We start from the raw sequence: 15,014 nt of genomic DNA, 5'->3' as shown, positions 1-15,014 counted from the left end.
CGTGAGCAACCCGCGTGATCAGCATTCATCCCAGGTCGACCCCGGCAAGCCGCCGCGACAAAGCGGCTTACAGGAGCATTGGCGCTGGATCGCCGGGGGTGCGGCGCTGTTGCTGGTGGCACTGCTGGTGCTGCGCCAGCCATTGGCTGAGCGACTGTGGCCCCAGAACTCGGCCCAGGATGCCCTGCGTCAGGCGGGCGCCGCGCTGCAGCGGGGGCACCTGAGCGATCCCGAAGGCAGCGGCGCGCGCGAACTGTATGAGGCCGCGTTGGCGATGGATCCGGACCGCCCGGAGCCGCGCCAGGGTCTGGCCGCCGTGGCTCATGCCGCGGTGGAGCAGGCCCAGCGAGAAACCGCTGCGGGCCGCTACCCCGAGGCGCACGCCGCCCTCAAGCTGGCGCGGGAATTGTCTGCACCGCGCGAGGCAGTGCAGTCCGCTGCCGAGGCGCTGCGCAAGCGCGAGGCCGCGGGCGCCGGATTGGAGCAGCTGTGGGCCAATGCCGAACGCGCCCATGAGGCCGGCAGGCTGTACGGCGATGAGGACTCCGCGCTGCCGCTGTACAGCCGGATCCTGCGCCTGGACTCGGAGCACCTGGGGGCGCTGCGAGGTCGGGATGATGGGGTGGCGGAGCTGTTGCAACAGGCCCGGGCCGCGCTGCGCAGCGGCGAACTCGCCGAGGCCGCAGCCATGATCGCGGTGGCCGCGGAATTCGACCCCGGTCACGTCGACCTGCCCGATACCCGGGCGCGCCTGACCGAAGAGCGTGATGCCACCCTGGCCCAAGCCGCTGCGGATCTGGACGCCGGCCAGCTGGAGCGGGCGGCGCAGCGTTACCGCGCGCTGCTTGAGATGGATCCCAGCGACGAACAGGCCAGCGATGGTCTGGTGCAGACGGGCGTGGCGCATGCGCGCCGTGCGGTGCGGCTGGCGGCGGACTTCCGCTTCGCCGATGCCGATGCCGCCCTGACCCAGGCGCGGGAGCTGGCGCCGATCGATGCCCAGGTGCGGAGCCTGGCCGAGCGGGTGGACGCGGCGCGCACGCGCCAGGCGCAGCTTGATCCGGTGCACTCTCCTGCCGAGCGCCGGGAGCTGGTGGCGTCGCTGCTGGCGGAGGCGGCCGCCGCCCAGAGCCGCGGCGACCTGCTCAGCCCGCCCGGCGAGAATGCTTTCGACAAGCTTCGCGCGGCGCGCAGCCTGGCGCCGGATGATCCGCAGGTGCGGGAAGCCAGCGAACAGTTGCTGGCCGCGGCCACTGGATGCTTCGAGCGGGAGCTGCGCGCCAACAGTCTGGGGCGGGCCAATGCCTGCCTCGATGTCAGGGTGGCCCTTGCCGATGACAGCGGTGAGCTGATTGCGGCGCGACGCCGGTTGGCACAGCGCTGGCTGGCCATCGGCGACGAGCGTCTGGGAGCGGGCGACCTGCCGGGCGCACGCGCGGCGCTGGAATCGGCCCGGACCATCGACCCATCGGTATCCGGCCTGGCCGAGTTCGCCCAGCGCCTGCGTACGGCTTCCGCCTCGCCCTCGCGCTAATCCGCGGTCGGCTTGAAAAACACCGCGCGAACGGTGTCGCGGGCCGCCTCGGGTGAAAAATGCCGTTCGATGTTTTCATGCCCGTGGATGCTCAGCTCCATCCACAGGGTGGCGTCCCGGTACAGGTGCAGCACCGCAGCGGCGAACGCCTGCTCGCTCTCCGCCACCAGCACGTCGTGCCCATCGCGCAGCTGCATGCCTTCCACCGCCGTACGGGTGGCCACCACCGGCTGCCCGTGGGCCATGCTGAGGTTGACCTTGCCCTTGACCCCGGCGCCGTAGCGCAGCGGCGCGATCGCGATGCGGCAGCCGTCCATGTACGGACTGATATCAGGCACGTAGCCGTGCACGATGACCCCGTCGCGATCGGCCAGGGCCTGGATCTCGGGCACCAGGTCGCCGCCGATGCAGTGGAAGCGCACCTCCGGCAGGGCCGCGCGGATGGTGGGGAAGATCGAATCCACGAACCAGCACACCGCGTCCACGTTGGGCGGATGGCGGAAGCCACCCACGAACACCAGGTCACGGCGCTGTTCGAACGGCAGCCCCGCGCCGGCGATGCGATGCAGGTTGGACACCAGCTCCACCCGCACCTCGGGTGCATCGCGGGCCAGCAGCTCCTGCTCGGCCGGGCTGACCACCAGGGTCACGTCGCTTCGCGCCATCACCCCCAGTTCCAGGGTGCGGGTGCGGGCTGCGGCTCGCTGCAGCGCTTCATCGCCGGCCAGATCGGCCGCACGCTGCTCGCGCAGGTAGTGCAGGTCCACGCTGTCAAACACCACCTGGGCCTGCGGCGCATACCTGCGCAGCAGCGGCAGCAGGCTGCCGGCCACATAGTGGCGGCTGGCGATCACGCTGGAAAAGCGCGGGCCATGGGTCCGCAGCCAGGCCGCCAGGCGGCCCATATGTGGCGCATACCAGGTTTCGATCCCCAGCCGCTGCAGGCGCTCGGTATCTTCCCCGACGTGACGCCGGTCGGCAGGCACGAACACCATGTGCGCGCCTTCGTCGCGCAGCAGGCGCATCAGGTTCACCATCCGCAGCGAGCCGGAATCGCGGTCCGGCGTGGGGGTGAGCGCGTCGATCACCAGGATCACGGGTCGGCCGTCATCATCGGCTTGCAGCGGATCGGGGGCGGTCTGCGGGTGCGCTTGCAGTTCCGCGGCCCAGCGCTCTGCAAAGACCGGCTGGTTGCGCAGCTGCGAGGATTTCATGCCGCTGGACAGGTCCGTGCCGGCGCTGACGCCTTCCACGTGCACCACCCGCGCGTCCGGCTGGCACAGCACATGGTGTCCGGCCGCACGCACGCGGAAAGCCAGGTCGGTGTCTTCGTAGTAGGCCGGGGCATAGCGTGGATCAAAGCCGCCCAGCGTTTCGAACAGCGACCGCCGGATCGCCAGAGCGGCGCCCGAGCAGTAGTCCACCGGGCGGGCGAAACGCAGCAGGGGATGATCGGGATCGGCGAACCGGCCGCGGCTCTCGGCACGCCCGTCGCGCAGCACCCGGCCGCCGGATTCCTGCAGCCGCCCGTCCGGGTACAGCAGCTGGGCGCCCACCAGGCCGGCACCGGGATGCTCGGTGAAGCTGCGCAGCAGCGCGTCCAGCCAGCCCGGCTGGGGCACGGTGTCATTGTTCAGGAACACCAGGTACTCGCCCGAAGCCTGGGCGGCACCGTCGTTGCAGGCGGCAATGAAGCCGCCGTTTGCAGCCCGGCGGTGGTAGCGCAGGCCCTCGACCTGGGGCAGGGCTGCCGCGGTCTGGTCCGTGGATCCGTCATCAACCACCAGGATCTCGATGCCGGCGGCTGGCGGTGCCGCGGCGATCGCGCGCAGGCACGCCAGGGTGTGTTCGAACTCGTTGTACACCGGGATCACGATGCTGGCCCGGGGCTGCTGGTCGCGAGGGACGCGCAGCGCCTGGAACGGGCTGTAATCGGCCTCCAGCAGCGCGTGCCTTTGCGGCGGCGCCAGCAGCCCGAGCTGGGCGGTGACCCGCTGCCAGGTGGGGCGCCAGCCGCGGGTGCGCAGGCTGGCGACGCCGCGGCGAAGCAGGCCGACGGCGCGGTCGAGCGCGAATCGCGCATCGGCCAGGGAAAACGGCATGGGTCTGGAACTCCAGCTGACTGAAAGGGTACGTGCGAAACAGCCTGCCAGAGCGCTAGGCTAGACTGCGCGCGATCAATATTGTTGCATTAGCCGGCTCCTGCCATGGCGGGAAAGAGGTTCCATGGCCCGAATCCAGTACGACGAAGACGATGAAACGCCGCGCAGCCCGCTCAGCCGTTGGCGGCGCAGGCTGCTGATTGCAGCGCTGGCGTCGGTTGGCCTGGGGCTGGGTTTCCTGGTTCCCTACGCGCTGTACCTGAACAAGCAGCTGGAGCAGCAGTTCGGCGCCTGGAGCTGGCAGGAACCGACCAGGGTGTACGCACGCCCGCTGCAGCTTGAGGCCGGTTTGGCACTGGATGCGCAGACCCTGCGCCATGAGCTGCAGGCGGCCGGTTACCGCGAAGGCGACGGGGTCCGTGCCGGGACCTGGCTCGAAAACGACGGGGATTGGCGCATTTCCAGCCGCGGCTTCCTCGACGTGGCCGGCCCGGTGGCCGCGTCGCAGCTGCAGGTCAGGGTGTCTGGGGGTCGCGTATCGCGCCTGCGCGGTCCAGATGATGGAGCGCCACTAGAGCAGGCCCGGCTGGATCCGGCCCGGATCGCCACGCTGTACGGCGCCAACCAGGAAGAGCGCCGGCTGGTGCGGGTTGAAGATGTGCCGCTGCTGCTGACCGACGCGCTCCAAGCGGTGGAAGACCGCGACTTTGCCCGCCATCACGGCATCGACCTGAGCGGGATGATGCGCGCCGCATGGGTCAACCTGCGCAGCCGCTCCACCCGCCAGGGGGGCAGCACGCTCACCCAGCAGTTGGCGCGTTCGGGCGTGCTCGGGATCGGCCGCGAACAGACCTGGTCGCGCAAGTTCAACGAGATCATCTATGCGCTGTTGCTCGAGTCGCGTTATGACAAGAGCCAGATCATGGAGGCCTACCTGAACCAGGTTTACCTGGGCCAGCGCGGCGCGCAGGAGATCCGCGGCGTGGCCGCTGGCGCCGAGTTCTGGTTCGGGCGCTGGCTGGAGGAACTCGATACCGAGCACGTTGCGCTGCTGGTCGGGATGATCCGGGGGCCTTCGTACTATGATCCGCGCCGCCATCCGGAGCGCGCCCGCGAACGGCGTGATTTCGCCTTGGCCCAGATGCACGCCACCGGACTGATCGTGGAAGAGGAATATCGCCGCGCGCTGGCCGCCCCGCTGGGGGTGAGCGATCGGCCCGGCAGCCTGGCCGCCAACCGCTTCCCCGCCTACGTGGATCTGGTGCGGCGGCAACTGGCGTCCGAATACCCCACCAACAGACTGCAGGGCGCGGGCCTGCGGGTCATGACGGCGATGTCGCCTTCCGCGCAGGGCTACGCAGAGGGGGCCGTCCGGCGGACCATCGAATCACTCAGCACCGAAAGCCGCCCGGAACTGCAGGCAGGCATGGTGCTTACCGATGTGCACAACGGCGATGTGCTGGCCGTGATCGGCAGCCGCGACCCTTCCGAGCACGGGTTCAACCGCGCGATCGATGCCCATCGACCCGTGGGATCGCTGCTCAAACCATTCGTCTACCTGCTGGCGCTGGCCCTGCCTGGCGACTGGTCGCTGGCAAGTCCGATCGATGACGCCCCGGTGACCGTGGTCCTGCCCAACGGCCAACGCTGGACCCCGGCCAACGCCAACAACCGCAGCCATGGCGTGGTGTCGCTGATGGATGCGCTGGCCAACTCCTATAACCAGGCCACGGTGCGGCTGGGCATGCAGATCCACCCGCGGCGACTGGCCGAGCTGATCAGCACCCTGGCCGGGGTCCGCGCCGAGCCCAACCCAGCGCTGATCCTTGGGTCGCTCGACCAGAGCCCCTATGCCATGGCGCAGCTGTACCAGTTCCTGGCCTCGGGCGGCGAGTTCCAGACGCTGCGAATGGTGCGGGGGGTGATCGACGAGGACGGCCGCACGGTCAGCCGCTACGACGAGAGCGTGACCGAGGCCCAGGCCGGCGACGCAGTGGCAGTGCGGCTTGTCACCCTGGCTCTGCAGCGCGCCGTCACCTCGGGCACGGCGAGGCAGCTGGTCAACGATGGCCTCGGCCACCTGCAGGCGGCCGGCAAGACCGGTACCAGCAACGATGGCCGCGACAGCTGGTTTGCCGGCTGGACGGGTGACCACCTGGCCGTGGCGTGGATGGGTAACGACCAGAACCAGGCCACCGGGCTGTATGGCGCTACCGGCGCCATGCGGGTGTGGTCGGACATGTTCGCGCGTCTGCCCAGCGCGCCGCTGGAAGTGGGTGAAGGCGGGCTGGACTGGCGCTGGGTGGCGCACGGCTACAGCACCGACGCGGATTGTCCGCAGGTGCGCCGCTACGCCTTCGTGCCCGGATTCGCGCCGGCTTACCAGCCCTGCGATCATGGGCTGTCCGATTCGGCCGATTCCGCACAGGACCACGCAGACCCGGCGCGCGCAGGTGCCGAGCCACGGCCAGCCCGACGCGGCTGGCGCAGTTGGTTCGGCCTGGATGAGCCGGAGGCCGACGCACCTGCCCGCCAGGACACTCCTTCCCCCGAGCCCGTACCCCTGTAACCATGATTCGTAATCTCCGTTTTTCCGCAGCCGTGATCGCCTTCGTGTTGGTGGCCGGCTGCACGGGTTCGCCCGATTCGCGCCGAACGCAGGCTGGAACGCCGTCAGCAATCGGGGCCGCTGCAATGGTGGCCGCGGTGCGGGCCGCAGGCGCCGCGGATGAGGCCGAGCTGGCCGTGCAGCCGTGGCGCGACCCGCGCATCGAGGATCTGCGCACCGATGCCGAACGACTGGAAGCGGCCGGCGACATCGCGAGCGCTGTGCGCGCCCTGGACCTCGCGCTGGAAGAAGTGGAAGGGGATCCGGCGCTGCTGCAGGAGCGGGCCGAACTTGCCCTGTTGCAGCAGGACTTCGCCTTGGCCGGCACGTTGGCAGAGCGCGCCTATGCGCTGGGAAGCCAGGTGGGCCCGCTGTGCAGGCGCCACTGGGCGACGCTCGAGCAGCTGCGCCTGCGCGAGGGTGACGCCGCGGGCGCGACATCGGCGCGCGCGCAGATCGAGGACTGCCGCGTGACTGGCCCGGAGCGCTATTGAAGATGTCGGACGCCATGGGACGAGTGGGCCGCGCCGGGATGGGGGCATGACTGTGATCGAACTCGAGGCGCCTGTGCTGCCGGATTCGGTCCGCGACGCGCTGGGCGTGGACGGGGCGCTGGCCACGGCGCTGCCTGGTTTCGTACCGCGGCCGGCCCAGCAGGAACTGTCGGTAGCGGTGGCCGAAGCCTTCGGCCGCCGCGACAGCCTGCTGGCCGAGGCGGGCACCGGTACCGGCAAGACCTATGCCTATCTGGTCCCTGCGCTGCTGTCCGGGCTGAAGACCATCGTTTCCACCGGAACCCGCGCGCTGCAGGACCAGCTGTACCACCGCGACCTGCCGGCGGTGCGTGACGCGCTGGGCACCGGGCTGCGGACCGCTTTGCTCAAAGGCCGCTCCAACTATCTGTGCCATCACCGGCTTGAGCTGGCCAAAACCGAGCCGCGCATGGCCACCGGTGCACAGGCGGCGCTGTTCCAGCGGGTTGTGGCGTGGGCCGGGCGTACCCGCATGGGGGACCTGGCCGAACTGGAGGCGCTGCCCGAAGGCTCGCCGGTGATCCCGATGGTCACTTCCACCGTCGACAATTGCCTGGGTACGGAATGCCCGTTCTACAACGAATGCTTCGTTGTCCAGGCCCGGCAGCGGGCCCAGGCCGCCGATCTGGTGGTGGTCAACCATCACCTGCTGCTGGCTGATCTGGCGCTCAAGCAGGAGGGGTTTGGCGAGATCCTCCCAGGCGCGGAAGCATTCGTGGTCGACGAGGCCCACCAGTTGCCGGAGCTCGCCGCCCAGTTCTTCGGCGAATCGCTGAGCGCGCGGCCGCTGGTGGAGCTGGCCCGCGAGGCGCTGCTGGAGTGCAAGGAGGTGCCAACCGCGCTGGCGATCCTGCAGGGACCGGCGCAGGCGCTGGAGCAGGCCGTACGCGCCCTGCGGGCGCAGATGGAGCCGCTGCCGCCGCGGGGTACCCAGCGGCGCCTGGACGGTGAGGCGGCGGTGGGCGAAGGGCTGGATGGCCTGGATCTCCGGCTGCGCGAACTGGCGCAGGCGTTGGGCCCGCTGCGTGAGGCATCGCCGGGCATGGATGCCTGCCACGCACGCGCCGTCGAGGCCATCGGCCGGCTTGGGCGTTGGCGCGGTGAAAAGACTTCCGACGGCGAGATCGACAGCGGCGACATGGGCCTGCCCGAGGCCGAAACCGCCGGAATGGCGTCGGCACAGCTCCCCGCCGACGCCGATACCGTGCGCTGGTACGAACTGTCGCCGCGCGGCTTCCGCCTGCAGCGCACCCCGCTGGACGTGGCCGGACCGCTGCGTGCCCATCGTGAAGCCTCACGCGCGTCCTGGGTGTTCACCTCGGCCACGCTGGCCGTCGACGGCCGCTTTGACCACATTGCCGCCCGGCTCGGGCTGGACGAGCCGCGCACTTTGCTGGCACCCAGCCCGTTCGACTGGCCCACCCAGGCGCTGTGTTACCTGCCCCAGCGCCTGCCGCCGCCCGGAGCGCGCGAGTTCAGCCGGGCGATGCTCGACGCCGTGCTGCCGGTGCTGCACGCTTCCAAGGGGCGCGCATTTCTTCTGTTCGCCTCGCATCGGGCGCTGCGTGAAACCGCCTCGTTGCTGCGCGCTTCCGACGCGCCCTGGCCGCTGTTCGTACAGGGCGAAGCGCCGCGCAACGTGCTGCTGCAGCGCTTTCGCGATTCCGGTAATGGCGTGCTGCTCGGAGCGGCCAGCTTCCGCGAGGGCGTGGACGTGGCCGGCGATGCGCTGAGCGTGGTGGTGATCGACAAGCTGCCCTTCGCCGCGCCGGACGACCCGGTGTTCGAAGCGCGCCTGGATGCGATCCGCCGTGCCGGGGGCAACCCGTTCACCGATGAGCAGCTGCCCCAGGCGGTGATCGCGCTCAAGCAGGGCGTCGGCCGGCTGATCCGCAGCGAGCGCGACCGCGGCGTGCTGGTGCTGTGCGATCCGCGCCTGACCGGCAAGGGCTACGGCCGGGTGTTCATGGACTCCATGCCACCGTTCGCGGTGACCCGCGATGTGGCGCAGGTACAGGCCTTCTTTGAATGAAACTGTCCCAATGAACCTGCTCCAATGAAGCTGATCGCATTCGAAACTTCCACCGAAGCGTGCTCGGTCGCCCTGTGGTGCGATGGCGATGTCCTGGAGCGCTTTGAAATCGCGCCGCGCCGCCACGCCGAACTGGCGCTGCCGTGGGCACAGGACCTGCTGGCCGAAGCCGGCATGGCCCGTTCGCAATTGGACGCGGTGGCCGTCGGGCGAGGGCCTGGCGCGTTCACCGGTGTGCGCCTTGGCATCGCACTGTCCCAGGGCATCGCCCTGGCGCTGGATCTGCCGATGCTGCCCGTCTCGACCCTGGCCGCTTTGGCCCTGCGCGCCGAGGGGCCGGGGAAAGTGCTCGCGGCGATCGATGCGCGCATGGGTGAGGTCTACGCAGGCACGTTCGAACGTGCCGGTACCGATCTGGTCGCGCTGGGGCCGGAAACCGTGTGCGCCCCTGATGCAGTGCAGCTGCCCGCAAGCGATGACCGTGGGTGGCACGGCGTGGGTACCGGCTTTGCTGCGGTCGAGGGCGCCCTGCAGGCAACCCTGGGGTCGTGGCTGGGCAGCGTGGATGCCACCGCGCTGCCCGGGGCGGGTGATGTCGCCCGGCTTGCGGTCCAGGCATTTTCGCGCGGCGAGCTGGTTGCGCCGGAACTGGTCGAACCCGCTTACCTGCGCGACAACGTGGCCCTGACCCTGGAAGAACAGCGGGCCTTGCGCGCCGCACGTTGACGCGATTGCGAAAACGCGTGGCCGATCAGCTGTCGACCAGGGTTCCTGCCGGCAGGAACTGCCAGGTGCGGGTGACGTGGAGGACGTCGATGTTTTCCTCCGTCTGCGGCAGGGCCGGGTAGGGCTCGGCCAGCTGGGCGATGCGCAAGGCTGCCTCGTCCAGCAGGTGGATGCCGCTTGAGCGGATCACCTGCGCGCTTTCCACCGATCCGTCGCGGCGGATTGCCACGCTGATCACCAGCTCACCCGCCAGCTGCCGGCGCCGGGCTTCGTCGGGGTAATTGAGGTTGCCGATCCGCTCCACCCGGTCCACCCACTGGCGCAGGTAGGCGGCATAGGCATATTCCTGGGTGCTGGCGGAGACGAACTTGCGCTTCGGGCGCTTGGCGTACCGTTCGGAGCGCAGGTGGATCTCGGCGGCCAGCCGGGCCATTTCCATGTCGCGCTCGATCCGCTCGTCGCCAGGTGGCAGCGCGCTGGGATCGGCTTGTTGGGAGGGGTCCGGCGTGGCCACGGTGTGTTCGCCGCGGTGGCTGGTGATCACCCTGGCCTGCGGCGGGGGCTGCGCCTCAGGCGACTGCGCGCGCAGCGGCTCGGGGGCGATGCCCGGCTGGTCCTGCGGTGCCAGGCCGAGCTGTGATTCACGCGGTCGCAGGCTTTCCTCGTGCTCGCCGCCGCCCTGGTTGCTGGCCTGGGCCAGGAAGTCCGCCTGGGCCTGGGTCAGCGGACTGGTGGTCTCGGTCAGGATCACATCCAGCGTTGGTGCCACCGGGGCGGCATCGTCCAGGGTGAAGCCGATCCCCAGCACCAGCAGGCCGTGCAGCAGCAGCGACAGCACCAGGGTGGCCCCCAGCCGTTGCTGGTCGCCCACCTGAGGGCCGGGTGGAGCGATCGCCAGACTCATGCCTGCAGCGTCACGCTCCGGCCTCGATCGCCGCGAACAGGTCGCCAGCGATATCCAGGCCGAACTCGGCGTCCAGCTCGCGGATGCAGGTAGGACTGGTCACGTTGACCTCGGTCAGCCAGTCACCAATCACGTCCAAGCCGACGAAGATCATGCCGCGACGCTTCATTTCCGGCCCCACCTGGGCTGCGATCCAGCGATCGCGGTCAGTCAAAGGCCGGCCTTCGCCGCGTCCGCCCACTGCGAGGTTGCCGCGGAAGTCGTCGCCCTGGGGAATGCGCGCCAGGCTGTAGGGCACTGGCTCGCCGTTGACCAGCAGGATGCGTTTGTCCCCGTCCACGATCTCCGGCAGGTAGCGCTGCGCCATTGCCGTGCGGCGGTTGCCGTCGGTGAGCGTCTCCAGGATCACGTTGATGTTCGGGTCCGAGGGGCTGGTGCGGAATATCGAACGCCCGCCCATGCCGTCCAGCGGCTTGAGGATGGCATCGCCATGCTCGGCAACGAATGCTTTCAGTTCCTTGGAACTGCGCGATACCAGCGTTGGCGGGCAGCACTGGGGAAATTCCAGTGCCGCCAGTTTTTCATTGAGGTCGCGCAGGCCCTGTGGATCGTTGACCACGCGCGCACCGGCGGCCTGGGCAAGTCCCAGGATCTGGGTGTCGTAGACATACTCGGCATCCACCGGCGGGTCGCGACGCATCAGGACAACATCGCCGGGGCCGAACGCGCGGCTGGACTCCGGGCCCAGTTCAAACCAGTCTTCCGGATCGTCCTGCACGGACAGCGCAGCCATGCGTGCCTGCGCAATCCCTCCATTCAGCGACAGCCCACCGGGCAGCACGTAATGCAGGCGGTGGCCGCGGCGCTGGGCAGCGAGCAGCATTGCGAAGGTGGAATCCTTGGCAGCGTTGATCGCGCTGATCGGATCCATGATGACGATGACATCAAGCGTCATGGGCTGCGCTACCGGTGGCGATGGGAGGTCGTGATGTTACCAGCAGCAGGTGTCCGGCCAGAGGCTGACGGGGTTCACGGATCGGGGGTAAAGTGCTCCGCGTGCTTGACAGTCCGGTCGCCGATTGGGATATATGGTCGGGTTGCAGCGGCACACGGGGAAACCGGGGGCGCCGCGCCAGGGGAAGACTTAGATGACCGTAGAAGACACACCGCCCGGCAGCCTCCAGGGCTTGCGGGTCATGGTGATCGACGACTCGAAGACGATCCGTCGCACCGCCGAGACGCTGCTCCGCAGGGAGGGGGCGGAAGTAACCACCGCGGTGGATGGCTTCGAGGCATTGGCCAAGATTGCCGACCAGCAGCCGCAGATCATCTTCGTGGACATCATGATGCCGCGCCTGGATGGCTACCAGACCTGCGCGTTGATCAAGAACAACCAGCTGTTCAAGTCCACGCCGGTGATCATGCTTTCGTCCAAGGACGGCCTGTTCGACAAGGCCCGTGGACGGATCGTGGGCTCGGAGCAGTACGTCACCAAACCATTCACGCGCGAGGAACTCCTCGACGCCATCCGCAAGCACGTCCACGCCTGACCGGGGGGCAGGCACATCCATGGCACGAATCCTGTTGATCGAAGACTCGCCGACCGACACGGCGGTGTTGACCCAGCTGCTTGAGCGCAACGGCCACCAGGTGCTTGCCTCCAGCAGCGCCGAGGACGGCATCGTCCTGTGCAAGCGCGAGCAGCCCGACCTGGTGATCATGGATATCGTGCTGCCGGGCATGAACGGCTTCCAGGCCACGCGCGCGCTGTCGCGCGATACCGAGACCGACCATATCCCGGTGGTGATCGTCAGCACCAAGGGCATGGAAACAGACCGCGCCTGGGGCATGCGCCAGGGCGCCCGCGGCTACCTCGTCAAGCCGCCGGCCGAAGCCGAGCTGGTCGAGACCATCAACGGGCTGCTTGGCGGCGCCAAGTGAACAAGCAGCGCGCCAACACGGGCGCCGGCGCCATTGATCCGTTCGCGATCCTGCTCGATTACGAGCGGCGGTCGCTGGCGCATGAGCCCGGTCTTCCGGAGCAGCTGGACGCGCCCGGGCTGTGGCGTGGCGTGGGCTACCGGATTGGCAGCCGTCGCCTCGCATCAGGCTTCCATGAAGTGCTGGAAGTGCTGCCGATGCCGCAGGTCACGCCGGTGCCTGGTTCGCAGCCGTGGATGCTGGGCGTGGGCAACATCCGCGGCAACCTGCTGCCGATCGTTGACCTCAAACAGTTCCTGGAAGGCGAGCGCACGGTGCTGCACGAGGACCAGCGCGTGCTGATCGTGCGCCAGCCGGGCGGGAACGTGGCCGTGACCATCGATGAAATGTACGGCCAGCGCAGCTTCCAGGACGAACAGGACACGCCGGCCGACGAGCTGGCACAAGGGCGGTACGCGCATTTCATCGAGCGGGCCTACCGCTTGGAAGCGCACGCGTGGGGGATCTTCAGTCTTGACCGGCTCTCGCGCACACCCGAATTCAGACAGGCCGCGGCGTAAGCCGCATCGCATAGCAACTGGGACAAGCTCATGAGCACTGAAGTGGATAACGTCGCCGGCAAGGGCCGCAACCTGGGCACGAACGCCTGGCTGACCGTGCTGGCAGTGGCCCTGCTGATCTTTGGCGCCAACACCGGCTACGCCATCTGGAAAGCTGCGCAGCTGGGCGGGGCCAGTAGCGCCGCTTCCAGCCTGCAGGTGAACTCGCAGCGGTTGGCGATCCAGGGCAACGAGGCGGTGGCCGGCGATACCGCGGCGTACGGCGCGTTCCGTGCCACCAAGGCGGAAATCGACCGGGATATCGCCAGCCTGCAAAGCAACTTCGGCGACACCACCGGCGTGTCCGGCCCGATCCAGACCGTCAGTCGCACCTGGGAGCCGATCCAGCAGAACGCCCAGCAGGTGATCGACAGCCAGGAAGTTGTGTTGGGACTGGCCGGCAACGCCGAGCGCTTCAACCGGGGCGTGCCGGGGCTGCAGGCCCAGCTTGACGAATTGGTGCGGGCCATGTCCAACACCGGATCGCCGGCCTCGCAGGTGTACATGGCGCTGCGCGAAGTGGTGCTGACCGGCGACATGGTGCGCTTCGTGACCCAGATCCAGGCGGGTGGCGAAGGCGCCGTCGGAGCGGCCGACACGCTGCAGCGGCGGGCGAGCCTGTTTGAACAGGTGCGCGTGGGCCTGCGCGAGGGCGATGAGAACCTCAACGTGCAGCCTCTCACCAACGCCAGCGCGCTGGCCGCGCTGACCAGCGTGGATGAGCTGTGGGAAGAGATCCGCCCGGCGCTGGACGCGATCCTGGCCGCGGCTGACAGCCTCGCCGGCGCCCAGGGCGCAGCCACTTCGATCACCGCCGGCTCGGACCAGCTGCTGGCCGACAGCGAGAGCCTGTTCCAGGCCTTCACCGCGTTCGGCTCGCTGTCCGATACCAGCATCCTCGGCAACGTGTGGATCAGCATCCTGTCGGGTCTGGCGACCCTGGCTGCGATTGTCGGCCTGGTGTTCAGCCTCAACCGGGCCCAGCGTGAGCGCTACGAAACCACGATGGAGCTCAACAACCGCAACCAGGAGGCGATCATGCGCCTGCTGGACGAAATGGGCTCGCTGGCCGAAGGCGATCTCACGGTGAAGGCGACGGTCACCGAAGACATGACCGGCGCCATTGCCGACTCGATCAACTTCGCCGTCGAGCAGCTGCGCAACCTGGTGCAGACCATCAACGACACTTCGGTGCAGGTGTCCTCCAGCGCCCAGGAGACCCAGGCCACCGCCATGCACCTGGCCGAGGCCGCTGAGCACCAGGCGCGGGAAATCACTTCCGCCTCCAACCGCATCACCGAGATCGCGGCCAACATCGGCCAGGTGTCGAAGAACTCCGCCGAATCGGCCGACGTGGCCCAGCGCTCGGTGCAGATCGCGACCAAGGGCGCGGGCGTGGTGCGCGAGACGATCGCCGGCATGGACTCGATCCGTGACCAGATCCAGGAGACCTCCAAGCGCATCAAGCGGCTGGGCGAGAGCTCCCAGGAAATCGGCTCGATCGTCGAGCTGATCAACGACATCTCCGAGCAGACCAATATCCTGGCGCTGAACGCGGCCATCCAGGCCGCCTCTGCGGGCGAGGCAGGCCGCGGGTTCGCGGTGGTGGCGGACGAAGTGCAGCGGCTGGCCGAGCGTGCATCCAGCGCCACCAAGCGTATCGAGGCCCTGGTGGAAACGATTCAGACCGATACCAACGAGGCGGTCAGCTCGATGGAACAGACCACCTCCGAGGTGGTTTCCGGTGCGCGCCTGGCCGAGGATGCGGGGACCGCGCTGGGCGAGATCGAAAGCGTTTCGACCAGCCTGGCGGACCTGATTCAGGGCATCTCCAATGCCGCGCGGCAGCAGTCCGACGCCGCCTCCAGCATCACCCAGACGATGGACACCATCCAGTCCATCACCGCCCAGACCTCGCAAGGTGCCAACCAGACTGCTGAGTCGATCGGCAACCTGGCGCAGCTGGCCGCCGACCTGCGTCGTTCGGTCGCCGACTTCAAGCTGCCGGTCTGAGCGGGCGCAGGGACTGAAATGA

At 68.8% G+C, this 15,014-nt stretch carries 12 protein-coding genes; 9 read left to right on the top strand and 3 right to left on the bottom strand.

Annotated features, from left to right (window positions below; translation table 11 throughout):
- Position 1: 1 nt before the first annotated feature.
- A complete protein-coding gene (locus ACW7G2_RS05425) occupies positions 2 to 1,534 on the top strand; it encodes a hypothetical protein (RefSeq protein WP_456973508.1) in 1,533 nt (510 codons plus the stop codon).
- Here ACW7G2_RS05425 and ACW7G2_RS05420 read toward each other — a convergent pair.
- A complete protein-coding gene (locus ACW7G2_RS05420; protein ID WP_456973506.1) occupies positions 1,531 to 3,636 on the bottom strand; it encodes a glycosyltransferase in 2,106 nt (701 codons plus the stop codon). The two genes, ACW7G2_RS05425 and ACW7G2_RS05420, sit on opposite strands and share 4 nt — an antisense overlap.
- A gap of 124 nt (positions 3,637 to 3,760) precedes the next feature.
- Between ACW7G2_RS05420 and mrcB the strand changes: the two genes are divergently transcribed.
- From mrcB to tsaB, 4 genes are read left to right on the top strand one after another with little or no spacing between them, the layout of a single operon-like run.
- Positions 3,761 to 6,205: a penicillin-binding protein 1B gene (gene mrcB / locus ACW7G2_RS05415; protein WP_456973504.1), complete on the top strand. Its 2,445-nt coding sequence runs from the start codon at positions 3,761 to 3,763 to the stop codon at positions 6,203 to 6,205.
- Positions 6,206 to 6,207: 2 nt separating this feature from the next.
- Positions 6,208 to 6,738 (top strand): hypothetical protein, encoded by a 531-nt coding sequence (locus tag ACW7G2_RS05410; RefSeq protein WP_456973502.1) that lies wholly within the window; start codon positions 6,208 to 6,210, stop codon positions 6,736 to 6,738.
- A gap of 46 nt (positions 6,739 to 6,784) precedes the next feature.
- A complete protein-coding gene (locus ACW7G2_RS05405; RefSeq protein WP_456973500.1) occupies positions 6,785 to 8,809 on the top strand; it encodes an ATP-dependent DNA helicase in 2,025 nt (674 codons plus the stop codon).
- A gap of 24 nt (positions 8,810 to 8,833) precedes the next feature.
- Entirely contained in the window at positions 8,834 to 9,535 is a 702-nt protein-coding gene (tsaB, locus tag ACW7G2_RS05400) for a tRNA (adenosine(37)-N6)-threonylcarbamoyltransferase complex dimerization subunit type 1 TsaB (RefSeq protein WP_456973498.1), read from the top strand.
- Between the two features lie 25 nt (positions 9,536 to 9,560).
- Here tsaB and ACW7G2_RS05395 read toward each other — a convergent pair whose 3' ends face one another.
- Positions 9,561 to 10,439: an energy transducer TonB gene (locus ACW7G2_RS05395; protein ID WP_456973496.1), complete on the bottom strand. Its 879-nt coding sequence runs from the start codon at positions 10,437 to 10,439 to the stop codon at positions 9,561 to 9,563.
- Positions 10,440 to 10,449: 10 nt separating this feature from the next.
- Complete coding sequence (gene gshB, locus ACW7G2_RS05390) at positions 10,450 to 11,394, bottom strand: glutathione synthase (protein WP_456973494.1); 945 nt, start codon at positions 11,392 to 11,394, stop codon at positions 10,450 to 10,452.
- A 193-nt stretch (positions 11,395 to 11,587) separates the two neighbouring features.
- Between gshB and pilG the strand changes: the two genes are divergently transcribed.
- Genes pilG through ACW7G2_RS05370 form a run of 4 tightly spaced genes read left to right on the top strand, consistent with a single transcriptional unit; the run spans position 11,588 to position 14,992 of the window.
- A complete protein-coding gene (gene pilG, locus ACW7G2_RS05385) occupies positions 11,588 to 11,989 on the top strand; it encodes a twitching motility response regulator PilG (protein ID WP_456973492.1) in 402 nt (133 codons plus the stop codon).
- Positions 11,990 to 12,008: 19 nt separating this feature from the next.
- Positions 12,009 to 12,380: a response regulator gene (locus ACW7G2_RS05380; RefSeq protein WP_456973490.1), complete on the top strand. Its 372-nt coding sequence runs from the start codon at positions 12,009 to 12,011 to the stop codon at positions 12,378 to 12,380.
- Between the two features lie 32 nt (positions 12,381 to 12,412).
- Positions 12,413 to 12,940 (top strand): chemotaxis protein CheW, encoded by a 528-nt coding sequence (locus ACW7G2_RS05375; protein WP_456973743.1) that lies wholly within the window; start codon positions 12,413 to 12,415, stop codon positions 12,938 to 12,940.
- 30 nt (positions 12,941 to 12,970) lie between these two features.
- Positions 12,971 to 14,992, top strand: coding sequence for a methyl-accepting chemotaxis protein (locus ACW7G2_RS05370; RefSeq protein WP_456973488.1), 2,022 nt, complete (start codon positions 12,971 to 12,973; stop codon positions 14,990 to 14,992).
- Positions 14,993 to 15,014: the final 22 nt, after the last annotated feature.

Source organism: Luteimonas sp. A277 (genome assembly GCF_054052045.1).
The sequence above is the reverse complement of the archived record's forward strand: the minus strand, read 5'-3'. Positions and strand labels throughout refer to the sequence as shown.

What these genes read in the sequence shown, in the direction of transcription:
- ACW7G2_RS05420 (WP_456973506.1), bottom strand. Translation starts at nt 3,636, where the DNA reads ATGCCGTTTTCCCTGGCCGATGCGCGATTCGCGCTCGACCGCGCCGTC.
- ACW7G2_RS05410 (WP_456973502.1), top strand. Translation starts at nt 6,208, where the DNA reads ATGATTCGTAATCTCCGTTTTTCCGCAGCCGTGATCGCCTTCGTGTTG.
- gshB (WP_456973494.1), bottom strand. Translation starts at nt 11,394, where the DNA reads ATGACGCTTGATGTCATCGTCATCATGGATCCGATCAGCGCGATCAAC.
- pilG (WP_456973492.1), top strand. Translation starts at nt 11,588, where the DNA reads ATGACCGTAGAAGACACACCGCCCGGCAGCCTCCAGGGCTTGCGGGTC.
- ACW7G2_RS05395 (WP_456973496.1), bottom strand. Translation starts at nt 10,439, where the DNA reads ATGAGTCTGGCGATCGCTCCACCCGGCCCTCAGGTGGGCGACCAGCAA.
- ACW7G2_RS05405 (WP_456973500.1), top strand. Translation starts at nt 6,785, where the DNA reads ATGACTGTGATCGAACTCGAGGCGCCTGTGCTGCCGGATTCGGTCCGC.
- ACW7G2_RS05380 (WP_456973490.1), top strand. Translation starts at nt 12,009, where the DNA reads ATGGCACGAATCCTGTTGATCGAAGACTCGCCGACCGACACGGCGGTG.
- tsaB (WP_456973498.1), top strand. Translation starts at nt 8,834, where the DNA reads ATGAAGCTGATCGCATTCGAAACTTCCACCGAAGCGTGCTCGGTCGCC.
- mrcB (WP_456973504.1), top strand. Translation starts at nt 3,761, where the DNA reads ATGGCCCGAATCCAGTACGACGAAGACGATGAAACGCCGCGCAGCCCG.
- ACW7G2_RS05370 (WP_456973488.1), top strand. Translation starts at nt 12,971, where the DNA reads ATGAGCACTGAAGTGGATAACGTCGCCGGCAAGGGCCGCAACCTGGGC.